Here is a 24111-nt window from a genome sequence, read left to right on the forward strand (position 1 = left end):
AAATATGTTTACTGGTATAGTTCAAGCCACTTGTGAAGTGGTATCAATACAAAAAACTGCAGGACTTAACACCTTTGAAATCCTTATGACATCAGAGTTAACAAAGGGATTAGTGACAGGTGCAAGTGTTGCCAATAACGGCGTTTGTCTAACAGTAACCAAGATACTAAATGATAAGGTTTTCTTTGATGTAATGGAAGAAACATTAGCGCTGACTAACCTAGGTAATACCTGTGTTGGGGATAATGTCAATATTGAACGTTCGTTGACATTTGGAACCGAAATTGGCGGACATATTTTATCAGGACATGTGCATACTCAAGGTACCGTTGGTGAAGTCAGTAATACTGCGGAACATTATAATATTGAGCTTAAGGTTGACCCACAGTGGATGAACTACATTTTTTATAAAGGTTTCGTCGGCATTAACGGATGCAGTCTAACAGTAGGTAAGGTAAGTGATAGCGGCTTTATGTTGCACTTAATTCCCGAAACATTGAAATTGACTAATTTAAGTCAATATAAAGTGGGTGATAAGATTAATATCGAAATCGATAGTCAAACACAGGTGATAGTCGACACTGTTGAGCGGATACTGGCAAAAAAGCAGTTACTCAATAATTAACCTATGACTAATACTCATCAGTGATAAGCATGTAACGCCATTATTGTTGCCATTATGGCGTTACCCCATTAAAAACGGTTGTCTTTTAAGCCTAATAAATTTGTTCATCATCTGAATCGACATGCAGCTCAATCATTCGTCGGTTTTCATCTAAGTGCATACGGATATGAATGGGGTTACAACAGATGCGACAATCATCATAATATTCTTGATCGCCAGCACTCGCATCGATTGTGACATGTTGATGATGACCGCAATGCGGGCAACAAATTGGGCGCGATAATAATCTCATTTTAAACCTCCCAGTGATGTTGTTATAAACAGTATAGTGGCCTCCTGTTATTGTGGGTCATCCATTTGTTTGATTTATGTCTGTTGAAATTATTTGACTCCAAATTTAGTTTTTTAAAGATTATTAAATAATAGATAATAATATCATTAGCATAGAGAGTGATTTAAATTAACTCTGACAAATAATTCCGCGAGGTACTATAAAAAATGGCTGGCAATATCAATGCTAATTCGTTGTATCTAAAATAAATAACGTAGAACATCAAATAAGTGGTGAATGTCATAATTTATTCTGCGGATAACTATATTTTCTAAAATCATCAAATATAGTCGTTATTCAACCTTATATAGTTGCGCCATAAACGGCTTATCACTTAGAATAAAGGCTACGTTTATGGGTAACTAAGACTCCTGTACTGTCTTGATTTCATTAACGTGTCTCTCGTTCCAAAAGAACATACTTAATTACCATGTGGCCCTACGTGTGGGTCACCACTGGACAAGGACATTTCATGCCTATTATTACATTGCCTGATGGCAGCAAACGTGAGTTTGCCAATCCTGTATCGACTCTTGATGTTGCATTAGACATCGGCCCTGGTTTAGCTAAAGCGTGTATCGCTGGCCGAGTTAACGGTGAGCTTAAAGACGCAACAGACTTGATCACAGCAGATTCAGAACTCGCTATCATTACGGCTAAAGACGACGAGGGTGTTGAAATCCTTCGCCATTCTTGTGCGCATTTATTAGGTCACGCGATCAAACAAATGTGGCCTGAAACAAAAATGGCTATTGGCCCTGTTATCGATAACGGTTTTTACTACGACATCGATTTGGACCACAAGTTAACGCAAGATGATATCGAAGCACTTGAAAAGCGAATGCTTGCGCTAGCAAAAACCAATTACGACGTGGTTAAAAAAGTCGTTTCTTGGCAAGAAGCGCGTGACGCTTTTAGCGAACGTGGCGAAGAATACAAAATTGCTATTTTAGATGAAAACATCAGTAAAGATGCAACTCCAGCGCTATATCATCACGAAGAATATGTTGATATGTGTCGCGGGCCGCACGTGCCGAATATGCGTTTTTGTCAAAACTTTAAGTTAATGAGTGTTGCGGGTGCGTATTGGCGTGGCAACTCTGATAACAAAATGCTGCAACGTGTATACGGAACAGCGTGGGCAGATAAAAAAGCCCTTAAAACTCATTTAGTGCGTTTAGAAGAAGCAGCCAAGCGTGATCATCGTAAAATTGGCAAACAGCTAGATTTATACCATATGCAAGAAGAAGCGCCAGGAATGGTGTTTTGGCATAATGATGGTTGGAGCATATTCCTAGAGCTTGAAAAGTTTATTCGTCAAAAATTAGGCCAGTACACTTATCAAGAAGTTAAAGGTCCATTAATGATGGATCGTTCTCTATGGGAACGTTCAGGTCACTGGGATAAATACTCAGAAGCCATGTTCACAACCAGCAGCGAAAGCCGTGAATACGCGATTAAACCAATGAACTGTCCTGGTCACGTACAGATTTTCAATCAAGGTTTAAAATCGTACCGCGACCTGCCATTACGTATGGCTGAGTTCGGTTGTTGTCATCGTAACGAGCCATCGGGTTCATTACATGGATTAATGCGCGTACGCGGATTTACTCAAGATGACGCTCACGTATTTTGTACTGATGATCAAGTTCAGCAGGAAGTGAGTGCATGTATCCAAATGGTATATGACACATACGCAACCTTCGGCTTTGAAAACATTGTCGTAAAACTGTCAACACGCCCTGAAAAGCGTATTGGCGATGATGCGATGTGGGACCGTGCAGAAGAAGCTTTGAAGCAAGCATTAGCCGCAAATAATATTGAATATGATATATTACCGGGCGAAGGCGCGTTTTATGGCCCAAAAATCGAATTTACCTTACATGATTGTTTAGATCGTGCATGGCAATGTGGTACAGTACAGCTAGATTATGCATTACCGACTCGTTTAGGTGCTACTTATGTAGCTGAAGACAACAGTCGCCAGACGCCGGTAATGATCCATCGTGCTATTTTAGGTTCGTTAGAACGTTTCTTAGGCATCTTGATAGAAGAATACGCGGGTAAATTCCCAACTTGGCTTGCTCCAATGCAAGTCGTTGTAATGAATATTACCGATAAACAAGCTGATTATGTTGAAGAAATCGTTAAATTCTTCAAAGAACAGGGTATTCGAGCATCTTTTGACTTGAGGAATGAGAAAATAGGCTTTAAAATACGCGAACACACACTTAGACGTGTGCCTTATTTGTTGGTCGTTGGTGATCAAGAAATGGAAAATAAGGAAGTCGCGGTGCGTACACGTGACGGTATTGATTTAGGCAAGTTAAAATTAGAAGATTTCGCCTCTATAATACGTCAACAAATTTCGCTCCGTAGTCTCAAATTGTTGGAGGAATAGGTCATAAAGATCAAAAGAACAGCAGGGCGACAGCCAGCCCCTAATAGAATCAATGATGAAATCACTGGTGTTCCTGAAGTCCGTTTGTCGGATTTAGAAGGAGAACCAATTGGTATCGTTAGTATTAAAGAAGCTCAGAGTATTGCAGATGAAGCCGGTGTTGATCTTGTAGAGATCAGCCCTAATGCTGAGCCTCCGGTCTGTCGCATAATGGACTACGGTAAGTTCCTTTTTGATAAAGCGAAAGCTCAAAAAGAACAAAAAAAGAAGCAGAAACAGGTCCAGGTGAAGGAAATTAAATTCCGTCCCGGCACTGATGAAAACGACTATCAGGTAAAACTACGCAACCTGATTCGTTTTCTAGAAGATGGTGACAAAGCGAAAATTACGCTGCGTTTCCGTGGTCGCGAAATGGCACACCAAAACCTAGGTATGGATCTTTTGAACCGTATCAAGGCTGATTTGGAAGAGTATGCGGTTGTCGAATCTTTCCCGAAAATGGAAGGTCGTCAAGCAATTATGGTGTTAGCACCTAAAAAGAAATAGTAGGGCAACCTAAAGTAGCAAAAGTCTCTTGAGGCTTTTGCTCGCCTTACGTTTATTAACGTCCCAATGCGGAGTTTTAGAAATGCCTAAAATGAAAACAGACAAGGGTGTAGCGAAGCGTTTTAAGAAAACCGCTAATGGTTTCAAGCGCAAGCAAGCACACTTACGTCACATTTTGACCAAGAAGAGCACTAAGCGTAAGCGTCACTTACGTGCTAAATGTTTAGTTGCTAAGTCTGATGTGCCAGCGATTGCACGTCAACTACCATACGCTTAATTAAAGGAGAGATAAACAATGCCTAGAGTTAAGCGTGGTGTAACCGCTCGTGCTCGTCACAAAAAAGTACTTAAACTAGCTAAAGGTTATTATGGCGCTCGTAGCCGTACTTACCGTGTTGCTGTTCAAGCAGTAACTAAAGCTGGTCAATATGCTTACCGTGACCGTCGTCAGAAAAAACGTCAATTCCGTCAATTATGGATTGCTCGTATTAATGCGGCTTCACGTCAAAATGGTCTGTCTTACAGCCGTTTCATTAACGGCTTGAAAAAGGCGTCTATTGAAATCGATCGTAAGATTTTGGCTGACATCGCTGTTTTCGACAAAGTTGTATTTGCAATTTTAGTTGAAAAAGCAAAAGAAGCATTAACTAATTAATTAGTGAAATGCTTTAGAAAAGGAACCTTCGGGTTCCTTTTTTTATGCCTAAAAATGAGTTACAACTCTTTTGAATTTAAATACATTTACGATAAATAGTCTTAAGCATCGGTAATCAATTGTCTAAATACATGTGGTTTATCAAAAAAGCGCAATTATCAAAATGTAAAAAATGGTTTTAAATTTTGCAATGTGTGCAAATTTTGTCAGCGATAAAATCTGTATTCAGTGAATACATTTCCCCTGAGCCATTTTATAAACACTCAGCACAATATCTTTAACGCCATTCACACAAAGCTGTGCACATAAAATACAGCTAACAAAAAATGCCTATCAGAAATTGACGTATAGAACATAAACCGAGTTAACATTGCGCTTCTTATATTAAAATTTTATCGAAATCATCGATTAAATTGAAGTTATCTTAAAATTTTTGATTTAATTTTAATGATTGTGTCATTTTATCCCAACAATTAAAAATCTCACTACTCAGCTTGTCGATACAATGGTATAACTAAATAAAATTTGTCTCTTCCCTCAATTAGGATAGTTGTAATGATCTTTTCTGAAGTAACGCTTGCTCCAGCGGACCCAATTTTAGGCTTAACTGATGCTTTTAAAGCCGATACTCGCGCACATAAAGTTAATTTAGGTGTTGGTATTTATAAGGATGAGGCAGGGCAAACGCCAGTGCTGAAATCAGTAAAAAAAGCAGAAGCTATTTTACTTGAAACAGAAATGACCAAAAACTATTTAGGCATTGAAGGTGTTCAAGCTTATAACCAGGTAGTACAAGAGTTGCTGTTCGGTGCGGATAACCAGATTATTAAAGACAAGCGTGCAGTAACAGCACAAGCACCAGGTGGAACCGGTGCCTTACGTGTTGCAGCCGAGTTTTTAGTTCGCAATACTCAATCAACAACGATTTGGGTGAGTAATCCGACATGGGCTAATCACCAAAATATTTTTGAAACTGCCGGCTTAACGGTCAAAGAATATCGTTACTATAAAGCCGAAACTCACGACATGGATTTCGATGCGATGCTGGTCGATCTTAATCAAGCTCAAGCTGGTGATGTGGTGCTATTACATGGTTGTTGTCATAATCCAACCGGCATAGATCTGTCTTTAGCGCAATGGAGTCAGGTTGCGCAAGTTTGTTTAGACAAGCAGCTTTTACCATTATTTGATTTTGCATACCAAGGTTTTGGTGCTGGTATTGAAGAAGATGCACAAGGTCTTCGTACTGTATCGGCTTTGGTACCTGAGTTACTTATCGCGAACTCATTTTCAAAAAACTTTGGTTTATACAATGAACGTATTGGTGCGGTAACGGTTGTAGCACAAGATGATAGCGCAGCGATTAACAGCTTTAGCCAAATCAAAAAAACAATTCGTGCAAATTACTCTAACCCTCCTGCTCATGGCGGATTAATTGTGAGTACTATTTTGGCAAACACCGAGTTGCGTCAACAGTGGGAAGCAGAATTAACTGAAATGCGCCAACGCATTGCAGAAATGCGGACGTTATTTGTAGACAGTCTAAAAGCAGAAGGCGTAGAGCAAGACTTTAGTTTTATTTCACGTCAAAACGGTATGTTCAGTTTCTCAGGTTTAAACAAGCAACAAGTGGCTCGTTTAAAAGATGAGTTTGCCATTTATATCGTTGGTTCAGGTCGCATTAGCGTCGCTGGCCTAACTAAAAACAACATGCCAGCAGTATGTAAAGCTATCGCACAAGTGCTGTAAAAAAATCGAATAATAATTAAGGCTGCTTTTGCAGCCTTTTTTATTAATTTGATTTTCTTGTTTTAGAAACTCATCCTTGAACTCCGCGGTATTAATTAAGTTCAGGGATCTGTTGTTGGGCTAAATGAAATTGACACACTTGTTCAATTGCTTCAGCTAAAGACTGTTTATCATGTAGGCCGGGATGGTGCTGACTGACTAAGTTAAATTGATTAAAACGCACTTCATTGCTGTAATGACTGGCTATTTTTTGTCCCTGCCCATGTTGGATAACATCGACAATCACTTTTTTACCGATAATTTGATTTAACCAAACAATTTTATCTTCAATGCTAAACGTACTAGCTGGAGAATACTCAGCAGTTAAGTTGTCGATAAGCATCACATGCGCATTTGAGTTCCTAATACTTTCGGCAATTTCAGGAATGAGCAGTGGCGGCAAAATACTGGTTAAAAAACTACCTGGCCCCAAAATAATCAATTGCGATTTTTCAATGGCCAAACACGCTTCCAATGTTGCTTGTACTTGTGGTTCTAAAGATAAAGCGATTGGTGCCTCGGTCATACCATCAACGTTTAATTCACCAAACACTTTTGCGCCACAATGACTTAGTGCAACTAAATGAGTTGATGCTTCAGACATGGGGATGATTTGCGTTTCAATTTTTAAAATCCCGCGAATTAAATTGACTGCATCGAGTGGGCGTACGCACAATTGGTCAAGCGCGTGTAACACCACATTGCCCAAATTATGCCCCGCAAGTTCATTGTCGCCAGTAAAACGGTGGTCAAATAGCATAGAACCTAAAGAAGGGCGGTGAGCTAAGTGTGATAAACAATTACGTAAATCACCCCAAGCAATAGTTTGTTGGTCTTGTCTTAATCGTCCTGTTGAACCGCCATTATCTGTGGTGGCAACAATGCCGCTTAATTTAGGACCTAAAAAAGCGAGTGCAGCAAGTATTCTGCCTAACCCATGACCGCCACCGATGGCTACGACATGATCAATGTTCATTAATTTTTGATTCAACATAGCGTTGTTCTCAAATCCTTGAGTGCTGAATGTTACGCGGCGAATAATAAGTGATGAATGCGCGCCGCAAATATAGCTTTGATTCTAACCGTTTAGTGACATTAACGTGTAATTAATTTTAAGCTTTCGTGATCATCGCGTTATGATGACTCAATGAGAGTAATCGCAAAGTGCCTTTGATGAATCATGAGGGTTTTAAGGTTATAATTATCCCGTTTAATACCATAAAAAAATAAGGTAGGTACGATTGAAGTTAGGCAGTATTGGTCAAATGACATTTGCATTGGGTTTAGCCGTTATTGCATTGTTGGCTATAAGAGTGTTTTTCATTCCCAAATCAACGCCTTCTTCACCGAATTCTGCTTTAGGGCAGTTACACAATATTGATTTAGGCAAAATGCCGGATTTTGCCAATATTGAAGACATAGACACAAAAAAACAAAGCTTTTTTGACTACTTACGCCCCGCTATAGAAGCACAAAACCAAATTATTATTCACGAACGCCAATTCCTACTCGCAATGATTGAACAAATTGATAACGGCATTGGTTTAAATGAAAAAGACACTGAACGTTTACAATCGATTATTAGCAAATATCAGTATGATATAAAATCATTAACTCGCACCACGTTAACGCCGTTACTCAAACGAATTGATACTATTCCGGTTAACATGGTATTGGTGCAAGCCGCAAATGAGAGTGGCTGGGGAAGTTCGCGCTTTGCGGTTGAAGGGAATAACTTTTTCGGCCAATGGTGCTTTTCTCAAGGTTGTGGCTTAGTACCTTTAGCACGAGACAATGGCAAAAACCATGAAGTGGCGGTATTTGATTCGCCCAAAGATTCAATTATTGCCTATATGATTAATTTAAACAGCAATCAAGCCTATCGACTATTTCGCTCGATACGTGCTGATTTACGAGCACAAAAAATAAAACCGACTGCAGAGAAGTTAGTATTCGGGTTGATTAATTATTCTGAACGGAAGGATGAATACATTGATGAGCTGCTTGAAATGCTAAAACATAACAAATCTTTTTTAACAGGAAACCAAGCCAATGTTTAACCGCCCGCTACGTCATGGATTATTTATATTATCGGCCGCATTTGTTGCCAGTAGCTGCGTCGCTGAAACCGTTTCACTAGAGTACGTTGGCTTTTATGATCGCCTAAAGCAAGTGAACAAACAAAACTACCCACTTGTTGAGTTAGCGTTTAGTGTTCCTGTGACAACAGATTGCACTATTACCTCCGGCAGTATTACCACAGAAAATCAAACATATCCTTTAACGTATACAGATCAACAACGTTTATATATTCCATATGATGCACAATTAAAATCGGATAGAGGGTTAGTTAATATTGTTGTTGCAGGCAATGCGGATCAATGTGCTATTGCAATGCAAGTACGGGCTCGCTCAACTCAACAACAATATACCCAAGCAGAGTTACTTGCACTCAATATCGATATGGACCGTTTACTTGATGGCCTACAAGGTTTTCCGATGAAGTATTTCCGTAAACCCATTGACGGTATTACGTTTGAATTTTTAACTGCCGACACCACTATCATGATCGATGATGTGCAACAAACCTCGAGCGGCAAGTTAACACTTAGCCTTGAGCAAATAAATCAGTTAACACACATTACATTTAGTGAAAAACCGAATGTGGTCAGTCCGCTCGTTAATCACTAATCAATTTTAGTATAATGAATCGCAATCTCTCGTCCTTAAATGTAAAAGTGTAATCAATTTCAATAAAAAAAAGCGTTGATATTCATCAACGCTTTTTTTATTAAATCAGTAATGTGTCTTCGTAAATCGTTACGGCTTGAACGTCGCGACAATATCAATTCGATTACTGACATCTAAATTAATATGGCCATTGTTACTGATGTCGACAAAATCAAAAGCCGGTAAATCGGCATCTGCAACATCACCTTTTTTTTCTGCATCGGGATTGCGCTTGAGCGATACAAAATCAAATTGCTGACGGTCAACACCTTGAGAAGGCGCAGTATTTTGCATCGCAGTAAAGATGGTTTCAATACGGCCCGGTGATTGTTTATCCCAAAGTTTTAGCATGTTTTTAATTTCGCCACGCTTTAGGTTTTCTTGTGAGCCACACAAGTTACACGGAATAATCGGGAATTCTTTAAGATCAGAATAAGCTTCGATGTCTTTTTCACGGCAATATGCCAATGGACGGATCACCATGTTAGCGCCGTCATCAGACAATAACTTAGGTGGCATCGCTTTTTGTTTACCGCCATAAAACATATTCAAAAACATCGTTTCGATAATGTCATCACGGTGATGGCCTAAAGCAATCTTGGTTGCGCCGATATGTTGGGCAAATCCATATAAGGTGCCACGACGTAAACGAGAGCACAGCGCACAAGTGGTTTTACCTTCAGGTACTTTCTCTTTAACGATAGAGTAAGTGTCTTTTTCAAGAATGTGGTATGGCACGCCAATGTTGTCTAGGTATGCAGGAAGGATATGCTCAGGAAAACCTGGTTGTTTTTGGTCTAGGTTTACCGCAACAATTTCAAACTTGATTGGGGCACGCTGCTGAAGATTTAATAAAATATCTAGCATGGTGTAGCTGTCTTTACCGCCAGACAAACAACACATCACACGATCACCTTCTTCGATCATATTGTAATCTGCAATCGCAGAACCGACTTCGCGGCGCAAACGTTTTTGCAGTTTATTCATACGAGTAATATTTTTTTTTGCGATTGTATCGACTTCAACTTCAGACATAAAAATGCGCCCAGTAACCAAGTGTTTCAGGGCGCGTATTATTCCAGTAATCGAGGGCAGGGTAAAGGTTTTCGCTTACTCTTAATCGACTAATCTTCTAAAGGTGATTTATATCCGTCAGGTTTAATCGCTAATAAGTCACAATTAATACTATCAATAACATGTTCAGCAGTATTACCAATTAATGCAGCTGAAAACCCTGTGCGACCGACAGTCCCTAACACCACTAGTTCAGCATCTAATTTAGCGGCAAGTTCAGGAATAACATCTTCTGGTAATCCTTCCTCAACATGACAATTTTCAAGCGGAATGTTATAAGCTTGCGCAAGATATTGCACACGTTGTTCGTGTTGCATTCTCACCGTATTGTTATAAATGTTGGCATCAAAGTCTGGTAATTCAATGGCTAAATTAACGGGTGTACCTGGGTAGCCGTTCACAAGGTGAACACTGGCAGAGAACTTTTTCGCTAAATCGAGGGCGTGATTAATGATTTTACCATTAAGAGTTTGATGATCATCATCTTCCGACACAACATTAACAGCACAAACAATTTTACCTTGCACTGGCCAATCGTGTTCTTTAACCATCAACACAGGAACAGGTGACTTACGCATTAAATGCCAATCGGTTGGAGTAAAAATCACCGCTTTGAGTTTATCGTGTTGATGGGTACTTTTTACGATAAGGTCATAAGCCCCTTTCATCGCATAATTAATCACACTTTCAAAAGGGCGGTTATGCCAAACCACTTCAGTATTAATGGTCAATTTTTTACTGCTATACCCACTAATTGCATTTTCTAACCACGCAACACGTTGGTCAATAACGCCTTGGCGCATTGCTTCACGTTCTTGGCTAGACAAAATAGAGGTCATTTCGTATGAGAAATCAAAGATAGATAAAAATGCAGTGATGACAGCATTACTTTTACTCGCAAGCTCTACTGCTCGAGCTAATGCTGGTTGATGATCAGTTGTAGGGTTAATCACCACTAAAATCTTTTTATAATCCTTCATAAAACCTCCAAAGCTGTTGAATTTTGTTTTTATATTAACTGCTTATAGTATTACCGTTTACTAATGAATAAACTTTGAGGTAGATCATACTAATTAGCTTTAAGTTGCGATGCGTGAGTTGCCGGCTAATTTGGCCAGTTCATCATGGTCTACAATACTGATGTATTTACCATTGACTTCAATTAACCCAGCCTTTTGGAATCGACCCAATAAACGACTAATGGTTTCAACCGTGAGCCCTAAATAATTGCCGATATCACCGCGAGTCATGGTTAATCTAAATTCTTTTGATGAAAACCCACGGTTACCAAAACGCTTAGATAAATTATTAATAAACGCGGCTAAGCGTTCTTCGGCATTTTTCTTCGACAGTAATAAAATCATTTCTTGGTCAGTCATAATTTCACTGCTCATTAAACGCATTATTTGTTGTCTGAGTTTTGGCATGGTGCCGGCTAGGGTATCGAGGGTATCGTAAGGGATTTCACACACCATTGAGGTTTCTAATGCTTGCGCAAAACTTTGATGTTGCTGCGCATGTATACCATCAAAACCAATCACATCACCCGCAAGATGAAAACCGGTAATTTGTTCATCGCCTTGTTCGGTTATGGTGTAACTTTTAATGGTGCCTGAGCGAATAGCATAAAGAGATTTGAGTCCATCTCCAGACTTAAAAATAAGGTCACCCTTTTGAATAGGCTTTTTACGTTCAATAATGTTATCGAGTTTATCTAATTCATCATTATTGAGAGTAAAAGGGATGCATAAGGCTTCCATACTGCAGTCATGGCAATGAATTGCGCATCCGCTAGTTGACGGTCGACGAGCTTTGATTAGTTCTGAAGTCATACCCATTCTCAGTTTGTATAAACTTTACTATATTAAACCAAATTAATGTTACTAACTAGTTTAGCTGATTAAAAGCAATGTAGAGTGTTTGTAAACCAAACAACACCAATAACAAACCGCTCAGTAATCTCACTGCACGCTTTTGTACCCATTGCGCTAAGGTTTTTGCTGCCATTCCTGCTGCAAATAAAGCCGGTAATGTCCCAAGACCAAACGCTAACATAATCAATGCACCTTGCAGCGCACTGCCCGAAGCAACTGACCACGTGAGTGTGCTATAAACTAATCCACACGGTAGCCAACCCCAAACCATTCCAGCAAGTAATGCCTGATGTGGATATTTAATGGGTAATAGTTTCCGGGTTAATGGCTGTAAATAGCGCCATAAAACCTTGCCTACTTTCTCAATATGTACAATACCAAACCAAATCTGCGCGATGTATAAACCCGTGAATATCATCATAACGCCGGCAAAAATTCGTAGGAACAACAAATAGATATCGGCATTAAATAATTGCCCTAATGCCGATGCGCTACCACCCACTAAAGCCCCTGCGAGGGTATAACTGCTGATGCGTCCCAAGTTATAGCTTAATAAAAACCGTAACTGGTTGGCTAATCTGCTTTGGCCGTTGTTGGGTATATTGGCAGAAAATGCGCCAATTAAACCACCGCACATACCAAAACAGTGAGCTGCGCCCATTAAGCCAACAATAAACGCGCCACCTACATTATATTCAATCACGCTGTTTACTCTGGTTTATTGGCTAAATCATCAGCTTGCTGTGGTTTTTTGGCTTCATCGTCAAATAATATCGACACACTTTGCCTGTCTAAATCATCAAACTGTTCTGACTTTACCGCCCAAAAGAAAATGGCTACGGCAATCATTACAAACAACATTGCAATGGGGATTAGTACGTAGATGATACTCATAGTTTTATCCTAAGAAGCCGTAAACTGTTACTCACCACAATCAGTGAACTAACAGACATACCAATTGCCGCAACATAAGGCGCGACATGTCCAGTCACAGCCAATGGTAAAATAATAACGTTATAAGCAAATGCCCATAATAAATTTTGATGGATGATACGCTGGGCTTGTTTAGCTACATTAATCGCATCGTTAAACCGTGACAAGTGATCTCCGAGTAAAATGAGATCCGCACTGTTTTTAGCAATCGCACTGCCACTCCCCATGGCCACCGACAAATTTGCACCCGCTAAAACAGGGGCATCATTTATTCCATCACCAAACATGGCTACTTTTTTAGTTTGTTGTAATTGATTAATGAATTGCAGCTTACCTTGAGGTGATAACCCCGCGTGTACATCTGTGATCCCAAGCTTTTGCGCTAAATATTCAACATGGCCGGAGCTGTCGCCACTGGCAATACTTAACTCAATTTTAGATTGAGCGAGTTGGTTAACCGTTTGCTGACTGTCTATTCGCAGTTGATCAAGCATTTCAATCTGCGCAACCAGTTGATTGTCTATCGACAAATAAATCAATTGCGAATGTTGAGTGTGGATATTGGAATTCGGTACATTTTGATGCTGATGAGGCAATACAAACGCACGTTTACCGATCTTTACTGATTGATTGTCTAGAGTCGCTGTAATGCCCAAGCCAACATGGTGTTCAAGCTCAGTAAGATTGTAGCGATTATCAAAATAAGGTTTAAAAGCATGTGCAATGGGATGTAACGAACCTTGTTCAATGGCAGCGGCAATAGCCAAAACTTGAGCCTGTGAATAATTATTTTCGACAGTAACTTCACCAATCGACAGTTGGCCACAGGTTAATGTGCCGGTTTTATCAAACACCACATGATTTATTTGAGTCAATTTTTCAAACACACCAGGTTTGCGAGTGATGATGCCTAATTGAGTAAAAATAGCGGTAGCGCAGGTAACAGCGGTAGGCGTTGCCAAGGCGAGGGCGCAAGGACAAGTAGCCACAAGTACTGATAAAGTGACCCAGAATGCATCGTCAGGTGATATAAACGACCACACAATATAAGTGATGAGCGCGATTGACAAAATAGTTGCGGAAAAATACCGGGCTAATCGGTCTGCCACCAATGCAATAGCGGGTTTGTTATTTGATGCCATCTCTTGAAGACGAATAATTTCGGCCACTAATTGATCTTGACCTAATGCATTGACTCTTACTTGAATGGGTTGCTCTACATTAATGGTGCCCGCATAAACATTATCGTTTAACTGTTTAGTGATGGGCATTTGTTCACCCGTGAGCATGGCTTCATTGACACTTGATTTACCCGACACAACAACAGCATCGGCAGCAATAACTTCACCAGGTTTAACTAAAATAATATCGTTAATGCGTAACTGCTTTGCCGCTATTTCTGTAGTTTGGCCATCTTTAATTAAATGAGCGGTTAACGGTACTAATTTATGTAAATTACTCGAGCTGACCGAAGCCCTTTGTCTGGCTGTTTGCTCAAAATAGCGTCCGAGTAATAAAAAGAAGGTAAACATTGAAACTGATTCAAAATAAACCTCACCATTACCTTGTATTGTCGCAACACAACTGGCGATAAACGCGCCACCAATGGCAATAGAAACAGAAACGTCCATGTTAAGTTTGCCACTTAACAGACTGCGCAGGGCACTAAAATAAAAGGGTTGAGCAGAATACAACACGACTGGTGCGGCAAAAATTAAACTAACCCAGCGAAAGTAATCTCTAAATTCGACTTCTAAATCAGTAAAGTAACCCGTGTACAAGGCGAGGGCAAACATCATGACTTGCATGGTAGCAAAGCCCGCCAGACCAAGTCGTAATAAGAATTTTCGGCTGTCAGCTTTGGATTGTTTTTCTTGTTCGTCTACTTGATAAGGTGCAGCTTGATAACCAATTTGGCTAATAAGTTGTAAGATTTCACTTAATTTTATGGTGCTATTATCCCAACTCACCATCGCCCGTTGTGTGGTGGAATTAACAAGCACATTGGTTACCCCGTTAATTGGCTTGAGTTTGTGTTCAATTAACCAGGCACAAGCAGCGCAGGTTATGCCATCAATTGATAATGAGGTAGAGTCGATTTCACCTTGTTTATGAACAAAGTCTTGCTGAACTTCAGGCAGATCGTACGCGCTGTATTGGGTTAACTGCTCTGGTACTAATGCGGTTTGGCTGTTACCTGGCTCACTTCGGAACTGATAATAGCTCGTTAATCCTGCATCAATAATAGCTTGAGACACAGCCTGGCAGCCTGGGCAACACATAGGTTGTGCTTGCCCGTTGATTATGGTGGTAAATTGCTCGCCAGTGAGAACGGGTTCATTACAATGGAAACAAGAGGTCATAAATTAATTAAGCCAATATTCAACGTCATCTTTAATTTCGATACGTTGTTGAATTCGCCATTTTGCATCAAAACCTTCAATACGTACTTCCCAAGGGCCTTTGATTGCAGCATCTAAAGGAATGCGATAAACATAGTTAGCATCAGCAGTCGCATTTAAACTGAAATCGTTCGCTTCAATCGTTGGGTGATAAAAATGGACATTTAACGCAGCACGATATTCAGGACCACCTTGTTGAGTGATTTGTAACTCTTGGTCGGTGACTTTAACTAAAAACTTCATGCCTATTTGCTGCGCATATTTTATCTTGCGCAAGTCCATGTTAATGGCTTTGCCTTCTTTGTAATATTCTTCAGCAACCAAAGAGTCAGAATTATCTAACGCAATTTTTAATGTAGTTAAGCTGGCAATAACGGCACACATTGGTAAAACGATTAAAAACCAAGGCCAAAATTGTTTATACCAAGGGGGTTGATTCGACATGATACATCCTAAATATAGTGTAAAAATTTACCGCAGTATTTTAACGCGTAACAGCTTAATAATCACTTAAAAAAAAGGCCTCGATTATCTCGAGGCCTTATATTTAGCTATTGATAACTATTTGTTTGATAAGCTATAAACATAAGCAGCAATAACGTGAACTTTCTCTTCACCGAGAATGTCTTTCCATGCAGGCATAACACCGGCACGACCGTTAATGATTGACTCAGAAATAACACCACGGCTTCCGCCATATAACCAAACATTGTCCGTTAGGTTAGGGGCACCCATGAACTTGTTGCCTTTTGCGTCCATACCATGACACGCAAAACAACCTTTCATGAACGAGCCTTGGCCTTGAGCAGCTAATGCTTCGTCGTGTTCACCACCAGACAGTTTAATGACGTATTCAGCAAGACCTTTAATCTCGCTGTCTTCGATAGGTAAACCACCTTTAGGCGGCATCATACCGTTACGACCATTCATTAACGTGGTTTTAATAGTGGCTAAATCGCCACCGTATAACCAATCTGAATCAGTAAGGTTAGGGAAGCCTTTACCGCCACGCGCATCCGAACCATGACATTGAGCGCAGTTTTGTAAAAACAAACGGCCACCCACTTTCAATGCTTCTTCATTGTTAACTAACTCTTCTAACGGAGTTGCTAAGTACGCAGCAAAAATAGGACCATATTTTTCATCAGCATGGGCCACTTCGCGGTCATACTGTGATAAACGGTTTTCTGCTTTTGCGGCTTCAAGTGCTGCTGCTGAATCGGCTTTAATACCATTTTCAGTACCAATACTTTGGTTAGAACTTGTCCAACCAAATAGACCTTTGTAGTTACCTAGGCCTGGGTATAGAGCTAAATAGATCACACCGAACACGATAGTCAGATAGAACATATAAGCCCACCACTTTGGTAGCGGGTTATTGAGTTCTTCAATGCCATCAAACTCGTGGCCCATTGATTTGCCTTCTTCTACACCAGTGTAATTATTATTCACTAGCTTAAGCAGAATAAAACAACCAACAATGACCACAATCGTCAGTACAGAAATCCAAATGCTCCAGAAGTTACTCATAATCATTACTTCTGCTCTCCTGAGTCTTTAGACATTTTAGCCAGTTCGTCGTCTGAAAATACTAAGTTAGCCGCTTCGTCAAATTTCGACTTGCTGTGCTTACTGTATGCCCAGTAAAAGATCCCGACAAACGTCACCATGACAATAATGGTTAAAATGCCTTGAAAAGTACCGTAATCCATTATTGCCTCCTACTTGAGTGCGTGACCCAAAGATTGCAAATACGCGATTAGTGCTTGTAGTTCAGTTTTGCCTTCAACCGCTTTTTGAGCGCCAGCAATCTCTTCATCAGTGTAAAGATCATTACCTTTATAACCGCCTTTGTGCAGGTTACGTAAGATAGTCATCTTGTCACCAGTGAGTTCACCGTCTAGCGTATTTTCAGCTAACCAAGGGAAACCAGGCATGTTCGACTGTGGCACCACATCACGTGGGTTGATTAAATGCACTTCATGCCATTTATCGCTGTAACGACCACCAACACGAGCAAGATCAGGACCTGTACGCTTAGAACCCCATTGGAAAGGGTGGTCCCAAACAGACTCGCCAGCAACAGAGTAGTGTCCATAACGTTCAGTTTCAGCACGTAAAGGACGGATCATCTGGCTGTGACAGTTATAACATCCTTCACGGACATAAACGTCACGACCTTCAATCTGTAACGCAGTGTAAGGGATCAAACCTTCAACCGCTTCAGTCGTGTCTTTTTGAAAAATTAGCGGCGTAATTTGCACCAAACCACCAAAACTAATGGCGATAACAGTGAAAATGGCTAGCAGGCCGACATTCTTTTCAATTAATTCATGATTAAATTTCATCGAATCTGCTCCTTAAGCTTCTGCAATAGCAGGTAGTGAATCTTTAGGCGCTTTAACGGTACGAATAACGTTATAAGCCATAATCAACATACCAGTTAAGAAGAAACAACCACCGATAAAGCGGACGAAGTAGAATGGATAAGAAGCTTCTAAACTCTCAACAAAACTGTACGTTAACGTACCGTCAGAGTTTACTGCACGCCACATAAGGCCTTGCATAACACCAGAAATCCACATACTTACGATATACAACACTGTACCGATAGTCGCTAACCAGAAATGCACATTAACAAGCGAAGTGCTATACATGCGGCCTTGATTAAACAACACAGGAACTAAGTGATATAACGAACCAATTGACACCATTGCAACCCAGCCTAGCGCGCCAGAGTGAACGTGACCAATAGTCCAGTCAGTGTAATGAGATAATGCGTTTACTGTTTTGATTGCCATCATTGGGCCTTCGAAGGTAGACATACCATAGAAAGACAATGAAACAACTAAGAAACGTAATACAGGGTCTGTACGTAGCTTATGCCAAGCACCAGACAGGGTCATAATACCGTTAATCATACCGCCCCAAGAAGGTGCGAATAGGATTAATGACATCACCATACCTAAAGACTGAGTCCAGTCAGGAAGGGCAGTGTAATGTAAATGGTGAGGACCGGCCCAAATGTATAACGCAATCAATGCCCAAAAGTGAACAATCGACAAACGGTAAGAATACACAGGGCGACCAGCTTGCTTAGGTACGAAGTAATACATCATCCCCAAGAAACCGGCAGTAAGTAAGAAGCCTACCGCATTATGACCATACCACCACTGAACCATTGCATCGACCGCACCAGAGTACAGTGAGTAAGACTTAAATAGACTTACAGGTATCGCCATTGAGTTAACAATGTGCAATACAGCAACAGTGATAATAAAGGCACCAAAGAACCAGTTAGCCACATAAATATGTGACGTAGTTCGTTTAGCGATTGTGCCAAAGAAGACAATTGCATAGCTCACCCAAATAACCGCAATCGCGATATCAATAGGCCACTCTAATTCTGCATACTCTTTACTTTGGGTAATACCCAAAGGTAGTGTAATTGCAGCTGCAATAATAACGGCTTGCCAACCCCAAAATGTAAATGCGGCTAATTTAGGCGCAAATAGACGGACTTGACAAGTACGTTGCACAACATAGTAGGATGTAGCGAAAAGGGCTGATGTTCCGAACGCGAAGATCACCGCATTGGTATGTAAAGGTCGTAAACGACTAAACGTTAACCAAGGTGTGTCGAAGTTCAGTTGTGGCCAGATTAACTGAGCCGCAATAAATACACCCACTGCCATACCAAAGATTCCCCACAAAACTGTGGTTAATGCGAATTGGCGAACAATAGTGTAATTGTAATCAGCGCCTGTAGACTGGGAATGGTTCATCATAATGCTTCCACGGCTTATTACTTATACTTTAATATTTAGCAAAGCGAGCTTTACCTGTTAAGTTGACAAATGGTTACAAAACTAGCCAGTGTTGACTATTTTTACAGCTATTTGTCAATGTGTTACCTCGAGTTTATTGTCTCTATCACGAGGCGGTGTAATGATACTTGAGCTGAGTCAAAAAAGATACTTCACAACATGCATCAAAGTTGATCTAGATCAAGGTCTATTAGAGAATGTTATCAATTAATGAGTAAAGGTTAATCCTCGTGTATAAAATAATCAAAATCTCGACACTAGTAATTTCTTCAATGTTTTTAGTGGCATGTGACAATAAAAAAAATACAGACCAAACATCTTTTGCAGAAGATCTTACATTATGTCAATTTTCCACAGGAGAATGTAGCAAGAACGTTGCAAATATCAGCGTCGGCTTAATGATCGATCCGGTGCATACTCCGAGCGAAAAACCATTAAATATTACGCTCAAATCAACACAAGCGATCACTAATATTTCAATGAGAATAGAAGGGAGAGATATGTTTATGGGTGTTATACCTGTTTCATTATCTTCTGTAACAGACAATGAAGCACACGGCACACTTATTTTTGGCTCATGCAGCAGTAATTATATGGTTTGGCGGGCATTCGTTACGTTTGATTATCAAAATCAACAGAGAACCCTCATTTATGATTTTCTAGCCGATAATCCAAATTAATAGTATCAGCAAGAATGTAGGTACTAGTTCATTTAAAAGTGCATGTATATAGTGCACCTATAGAGTGTAAGTAACAGAGCAAGCACAAACTGGATAAAACAGGTAACGTAAATGTTCAGTGCTTATCCTTATAACACCAGGGCAGGTAAGCATAAAAACTGCCGATAATATATGAAGCTACGGTAAAGAGTGAGGGCTGCATTTCATACTAGGCGGTAATGAAGCAATCATCAGCTGCCAGCTATCTCATAAAAATCCTCATAACCTCGTTGATATCAACCAGGTTGGTTTACCGCCCATGTTTGCTGCAATTGAAACCCTAATAGGTATCTCTTTATCAATAATGGCTGACAAAGTAGGGCGTATTGCTCGATAACGTTCACAAAACGATAATGACACGCAACAATCTAATTGATAATCATTCTCAACAATGTATTATAAAATATATGATGTGACGATGAGGAAGGCGATATGGCCAAAATCAATGTAGCGATAGAAAGCAGTAAAGTAGCGCAACTGATTAAAGCAGGGCATTTATGCGCAGCCGATTTACAATGTTTAGACCGTGACAGTAAGCAAACTCTATGGCAATTATGCCTGTGGAGTTGTCAAAAGCGTATCGGTTGTCAAAAAATACAGTGCCAACAACATTGCCCATTATCCGAGATGCCCAAGTCAACAGAACAAACCATATACGACAAAGACATTAATCTACAAACCTCCATTATTAGCTAGGTGCATCAGCGAGTCACATCAATTGATGCCGATAAATAACGTTATCGGCATCAAGCATAATTGGCTATAATATACATATAATCAATAACCTAAAATTAAAGCTATCGTAATGACAACAGAGCCGCTACCGCCAGTATTACCACTTTTTGACGCTGCAGATCATGTATTGCAAGGTAATGCATTCGTTAACCATTACATAACCCGCATTTCAATCGATAAAGTGGCAGATGCAGGTCTCATTATTGAACATTGTGCCGACTGGTTATTTGAACAAAAACAGTCAGAGAACAACTATAAAGCGTACCGCAGCGAGCTGACGACTTATTTGCATTGGTGTTTTGATGTCGTTTCATTGTCACCAATCGCAGTCACACGCAAAGACATCGCCAAATACATTGATTATTGTCAATCACCACCAAACAACTTAATTGGCTACTTTAATGTGGCGCAATTTAAACTAGATAAAGCCAGCGGCGAACGAATTCCCAATGTGCAATGGCGGCCATTTATTGGCAAAAAACAACTTGGTAAATGCCTGCCATATCAATTAAGTGACAATGCTTTAAAGACAAAAGTAGCAATATTATCATCATTTTATGGCTACTTAATTAGTGAAGAATATACCGAGCGCAACCCAGCACAGCTATGGCTCAAGCACAGCCGTTTTGCCATTAAACGTAAATTCACCCTGGACGAAGACAACAATCACCAAGCTTTTACTGAATTACAATGGTCCTATGTTGTCAGCACCGCTGAGCAATTAGCCCACAAGCAGCCAGAGCAACATCAACGTAGTTTATTTTTAATCACACTATTATATAGCTGCTATTTACGTATATCTGAAATCAGTGCACGCGCAGGTTATGCACCCATAATGAGTCAATTCAGGCAAGACCCACATTCAAGCATTTGGTATTTTCACGTGCCATTTTCTAAAAGCGGCAAAGCACGCAACATCGCCATATCCAAAGTACTACTTAAAAGCCTTGTTCAATACCGGCAATATTTAGGCTTAACAGATTTACCCAACATTAACGATCAACATCCTATCTTTATCAGACACAAAGCCGCTGCCCACGGACGAGAATCTGGAAGCGTCAATGCCAATTTAGGGATAAGACACATACGAGATGAAATCGATAAGTTAATCAATCTAGCCGCCGACAACGCAACAAAAGATGGATTCGATCACGACAGCCAATTAATGCGTAAGCTTACTGCACACAACATTCGCCACACAGGTATTACGCACGACATCAATATTAATCAGCGTCCATTGTCACATGTACAAGCAGATGCCGGCCACGAAAGTATCGATACCACATCACAGTATTTACACACAACACAGACTGAACGCCATCAAAGTGCAGCAAACAAACCCTTAAATCATCTTGCTGAAATTAAATAATTGCCACGTATGAGTAGTAAAAAGTTAAAGCAGACAATCTCAGCACGATTTTAAACATCGTGTTAATGCGATAAATTACGCTATACGTACAGGAACCATACAATAACTAACAATCTCGATATTTAACATAACAGCAAATATACGCATACGTGACCTACACATAACTATGCGCACAATGTATATTATGTTAAATAGAATATTTGTGTTTATGAGCTGATAACCTGTTGTGTGTGGCTTGTCAAACCAAATGACTTTTGTGTCAACTTTTGACTGGGACTTTAAGTAATTATTAATCAATAACTTAAACTCGATTCAACTTTGAATTATTACCTTTTAGGTTCAAATCTATACATCAGAGCGCTTTTTATGCCCGTTTTTACCACCTGACTTTAATAAAACGCGTGATATGTTTTTTGATGTGTTTGTGCATGCTTTAAGACAGTATCTTTATTAGACAATCGAAATTCGAGCTTACCTGGTGATGTGATGTTGAAATTGTTTAACCCATCCTTGGCAATCGCCAAAGCCAGAGTTTGTGAATTAGACAACTAAGCTTTTAACTCCACCTGATGATCATAGCCTTGCTTATAGATTTTCTTCACTCTCTCAAACCATGCATAGACTAACTCTTGGGTTTCATTAGTTGCGATTGCATTGCGTATTCCCTTGATTTGGTCCAATTCAAGCATGCCAACGCGTTTATTGACTTTCACTCCAATGGTTACTCTTTGTGGGTGTTCCATTTTAAACGCGCAATAATGTCCTGATACAATTCGATTGTGATAAACAGCAATACAATGTTTTTGAGTCATACCTTCATTAATCAGCGCATCATAATTATCTATTGCGACAAAGTTAGGCTCACTAGCGATAAATTGTGTATATGGTACATCAGCATCGACTGGCCTGTGTTCCAATCTTTCAATATCATTACGTTGATCAATCCATTGTTGGTGCAATCTTTCAAGCTCATCAAATGACGAAAGCTGGCCAATTCTATTCGCAGGCTCATTAACACCGAGCGCTAAACCAAGTGCTATGGTGTCAGCTAAACACGCACGTAACGGCCCTCTTTTGATACTTTTATCATTTGCTATAGCATGACCCAATTTTGTGCAGGTTAAAAATGGGTATCGGTTATCCAGGCTTATGGTCAAATAGTTTATTACCTGATGATGTTTAAAGACTTTGTAACGACACATTCTCTTGTCTAACAGTTTTTTCAAAAACTTTAACTCTATATCTCTATCAAACTTGAGTGTTAGCTTGTCGATAAATTTGAGTATGGCTTTCGAATTGTCGTATCCGAGCTCACTCAGAATGTCGCGTTGTCCTAGCTGACTTAATGCTAATGCCTTTTCGTTATCAATTGGATACTGCTCACAAATAAGCACTAATAATAATGGGCGCATTAATAGCAATTGCGCGGCTTGTTCACTATTAGCGGCAAGCCACAAAAGCTGATACTGATGCTCAGGAAAAGCATTCGTGATTGAAATATACTGCTCGGGAATTTGCGCCAACCATTCATCACCTAATGCAAACTGAGTGATGAAGTTAAGTCCTAACCCTAGCCCACCTTCTAATAACTCTTTGCGCTCAGTGTTATTAAATACTCTATAAGCACATAGTTTTTGATGCCAACTATGCAGCTCTATATCATAGTCAAAACCCAGGAGAGTCGTTTGTATGGTTAGTTGTAAATCCATGTATCTGCCTGTTTTATGTTAAAATGTGACTTTTAAACACAGTGTTAAATAAACCATGCTAAGGAACTATTGAATTACTACAGGTAGAGGGTGTAACAGATTCTGTGTAAGCTGCATTTCACTCTCAAATTCAGTGACTAACTCTTCGAAATATTGAATATTTCGACGTTTATCCCTAACAGCCATCAACTTACTCTCCATTCCAGTGCACTAAGTCTTTTGGATAATAATGATGATTAAGATAAATGGTGTCATCAATATTGTATAGTTTGGTTACCAATGCAGCCTCCCAGCACCAATAACCTATATAAGCATCTGTACTCATCAAGTGATAATCAGGACTTCCCTCTAACTTATACCAAACCTCTAGATAATCTTTTAATAATTCAGGAC

26 protein-coding genes are annotated in these 24111 nt (G+C 39.8%); 11 read left to right on the top strand and 15 right to left on the bottom strand.

What is annotated here, in order from left to right; all coding sequences use genetic code 11:
• The first annotated feature begins 4 nt into the window (after positions 1-4).
• Positions 5-625 (top strand): riboflavin synthase subunit alpha, encoded by a 621-nt coding sequence (locus AC19MV_RS20490; protein ID WP_498309809.1) that lies wholly within the window; start codon positions 5-7, stop codon positions 623-625.
• A 91-nt stretch (positions 626-716) separates the two neighbouring features.
• Here the strand turns inward: AC19MV_RS20490 and AC19MV_RS20495 are convergent, their stop codons facing one another.
• The gene (locus AC19MV_RS20495; protein ID WP_498309810.1) at positions 717-917 is read right to left on the bottom strand and encodes a CPXCG motif-containing cysteine-rich protein; all 201 of its coding nucleotides are present in this window, start codon (positions 915-917) and stop codon (positions 717-719) included.
• A 511-nt stretch (positions 918-1428) separates the two neighbouring features.
• On the opposite strand from AC19MV_RS20495, the gene thrS reads away from it, so the two are divergent.
• The 5 genes from thrS to AC19MV_RS20520 all read left to right on the top strand — a co-directional run bounded on the left by thrS (position 1429) and on the right by AC19MV_RS20520 (position 6307).
• Positions 1429-3357 (top strand): threonine--tRNA ligase, encoded by a 1929-nt coding sequence (gene thrS / locus AC19MV_RS20500; protein WP_498309811.1) that lies wholly within the window; start codon positions 1429-1431, stop codon positions 3355-3357.
• 3 nt (positions 3358-3360) lie between these two features.
• Positions 3361-3903: a translation initiation factor IF-3 gene (infC, locus tag AC19MV_RS20505; protein WP_432405045.1), complete on the top strand. Its 543-nt coding sequence runs from the start codon at positions 3361-3363 to the stop codon at positions 3901-3903.
• Between the two features lie 82 nt (positions 3904-3985).
• Positions 3986-4180 (top strand): 50S ribosomal protein L35, encoded by a 195-nt coding sequence (rpmI, locus tag AC19MV_RS20510; RefSeq protein WP_011496149.1) that lies wholly within the window; start codon positions 3986-3988, stop codon positions 4178-4180.
• 18 nt (positions 4181-4198) lie between these two features.
• Positions 4199-4558 carry a 50S ribosomal protein L20 gene (rplT, locus tag AC19MV_RS20515; protein WP_182773354.1) on the top strand — a complete coding sequence of 120 codons (360 nt, stop codon included), beginning with the start codon at positions 4199-4201 and terminating at the stop codon, positions 4556-4558.
• Positions 4559-5113: 555 nt separating this feature from the next.
• Positions 5114-6307: an amino acid aminotransferase gene (locus AC19MV_RS20520; RefSeq protein WP_432405038.1), complete on the top strand. Its 1194-nt coding sequence runs from the start codon at positions 5114-5116 to the stop codon at positions 6305-6307.
• Positions 6308-6398: 91 nt separating this feature from the next.
• On the opposite strand, the gene yvcK is transcribed toward AC19MV_RS20520, so the two are convergent.
• Complete coding sequence (gene yvcK, locus AC19MV_RS20525; RefSeq protein ID WP_432405042.1) at positions 6399-7340, bottom strand: uridine diphosphate-N-acetylglucosamine-binding protein YvcK; 942 nt, start codon at positions 7338-7340, stop codon at positions 6399-6401.
• Positions 7341-7587: 247 nt separating this feature from the next.
• Here yvcK and AC19MV_RS20530 point away from each other — a divergent pair, with 247 nt between their 5' ends.
• Both AC19MV_RS20530 and AC19MV_RS20535 read left to right on the top strand, forming a co-directional pair.
• A complete protein-coding gene (locus AC19MV_RS20530; RefSeq protein ID WP_498309812.1) occupies positions 7588-8406 on the top strand; it encodes a glucosaminidase domain-containing protein in 819 nt (272 codons plus the stop codon).
• On the top strand, positions 8399-9037 hold the full coding sequence (locus AC19MV_RS20535; RefSeq protein WP_498309813.1) for a DUF2987 domain-containing protein: 639 nt from the start codon (positions 8399-8401) through the stop codon (positions 9035-9037). Before AC19MV_RS20530 ends, AC19MV_RS20535 begins: the two co-directional genes overlap by 8 nt.
• A 129-nt stretch (positions 9038-9166) precedes the next feature.
• On the opposite strand, the gene ttcA is transcribed toward AC19MV_RS20535, so the two are convergent.
• The 11 genes from ttcA to ccoN all read right to left on the bottom strand — a co-directional run bounded on the left by ttcA (position 9167) and on the right by ccoN (position 19147).
• On the bottom strand, positions 9167-10111 hold the full coding sequence (ttcA, locus tag AC19MV_RS20540; RefSeq protein WP_498309814.1) for a tRNA 2-thiocytidine(32) synthetase TtcA: 945 nt from the start codon (positions 10109-10111) through the stop codon (positions 9167-9169).
• Positions 10112-10200: 89 nt separating this feature from the next.
• Positions 10201-11130, bottom strand: coding sequence for a universal stress protein UspE (gene uspE, locus AC19MV_RS20545; RefSeq protein ID WP_432400343.1), 930 nt, complete (start codon positions 11128-11130; stop codon positions 10201-10203).
• Positions 11131-11229: 99 nt separating this feature from the next.
• Complete coding sequence (gene etrA / locus AC19MV_RS20550; protein WP_498309815.1) at positions 11230-11982, bottom strand: electron transport transcriptional regulator EtrA; 753 nt, start codon at positions 11980-11982, stop codon at positions 11230-11232.
• A gap of 55 nt (positions 11983-12037) precedes the next feature.
• Positions 12038-12727: a sulfite exporter TauE/SafE family protein gene (locus AC19MV_RS20555; protein WP_498309816.1), complete on the bottom strand. Its 690-nt coding sequence runs from the start codon at positions 12725-12727 to the stop codon at positions 12038-12040.
• A gap of 5 nt (positions 12728-12732) precedes the next feature.
• Positions 12733-12918 (bottom strand): cbb3-type cytochrome oxidase assembly protein CcoS, encoded by a 186-nt coding sequence (ccoS, locus tag AC19MV_RS20560; RefSeq protein WP_432400340.1) that lies wholly within the window; start codon positions 12916-12918, stop codon positions 12733-12735.
• A complete protein-coding gene (locus AC19MV_RS20565; protein ID WP_498309817.1) occupies positions 12915-15320 on the bottom strand; it encodes a heavy metal translocating P-type ATPase in 2406 nt (801 codons plus the stop codon). The genes ccoS and AC19MV_RS20565 overlap by 4 nt, the downstream gene beginning before the upstream one ends.
• A gap of 3 nt (positions 15321-15323) precedes the next feature.
• Positions 15324-15803 (bottom strand): FixH family protein, encoded by a 480-nt coding sequence (locus AC19MV_RS20570; RefSeq protein WP_498309818.1) that lies wholly within the window; start codon positions 15801-15803, stop codon positions 15324-15326.
• A gap of 117 nt (positions 15804-15920) precedes the next feature.
• A complete protein-coding gene (gene ccoP, locus AC19MV_RS20575; RefSeq protein ID WP_498309819.1) occupies positions 15921-16889 on the bottom strand; it encodes a cytochrome-c oxidase, cbb3-type subunit III in 969 nt (322 codons plus the stop codon).
• A gap of 5 nt (positions 16890-16894) precedes the next feature.
• Entirely contained in the window at positions 16895-17071 is a 177-nt protein-coding gene (locus AC19MV_RS20580) for a cbb3-type cytochrome oxidase subunit 3 (RefSeq protein WP_188921498.1), read from the bottom strand.
• Between the two features lie 9 nt (positions 17072-17080).
• Positions 17081-17707 carry a cytochrome-c oxidase, cbb3-type subunit II gene (gene ccoO / locus AC19MV_RS20585; protein WP_498309820.1) on the bottom strand — a complete coding sequence of 209 codons (627 nt, stop codon included), beginning with the start codon at positions 17705-17707 and terminating at the stop codon, positions 17081-17083.
• A 12-nt stretch (positions 17708-17719) separates the two neighbouring features.
• Entirely contained in the window at positions 17720-19147 is a 1428-nt protein-coding gene (ccoN, locus tag AC19MV_RS20590) for a cytochrome-c oxidase, cbb3-type subunit I (protein ID WP_498309821.1), read from the bottom strand.
• Positions 19148-19416: 269 nt separating this feature from the next.
• On the opposite strand from ccoN, the gene AC19MV_RS20595 reads away from it, so the two are divergent.
• The 3 genes from AC19MV_RS20595 (at position 19417) to AC19MV_RS20605 (ending at position 22009) form a co-directional block, all read left to right on the top strand.
• Positions 19417-19866: a hypothetical protein gene (locus AC19MV_RS20595; RefSeq protein WP_498309822.1), complete on the top strand. Its 450-nt coding sequence runs from the start codon at positions 19417-19419 to the stop codon at positions 19864-19866.
• A 471-nt stretch (positions 19867-20337) separates the two neighbouring features.
• A complete protein-coding gene (locus tag AC19MV_RS20600; RefSeq protein WP_498309823.1) occupies positions 20338-20601 on the top strand; it encodes a hypothetical protein in 264 nt (87 codons plus the stop codon).
• Between the two features lie 109 nt (positions 20602-20710).
• Entirely contained in the window at positions 20711-22009 is a 1299-nt protein-coding gene (locus AC19MV_RS20605; protein ID WP_498309824.1) for a tyrosine-type recombinase/integrase, read from the top strand.
• Between the two features lie 548 nt (positions 22010-22557).
• On the opposite strand, the gene AC19MV_RS20610 is transcribed toward AC19MV_RS20605, so the two are convergent.
• On the bottom strand, positions 22558-23718 hold the full coding sequence (locus AC19MV_RS20610; RefSeq protein WP_498309825.1) for a PcfJ domain-containing protein: 1161 nt from the start codon (positions 23716-23718) through the stop codon (positions 22558-22560).
• A gap of 190 nt (positions 23719-23908) precedes the next feature.
• Positions 23909-24111 (bottom strand): PoNe immunity protein domain-containing protein (locus AC19MV_RS20615; protein ID WP_498309826.1); only part of this gene is annotated, 203 nt, incomplete at its 5' end.

The sequence above is a fragment of the Shewanella sp. MF05913 genome (assembly GCF_059758095.1).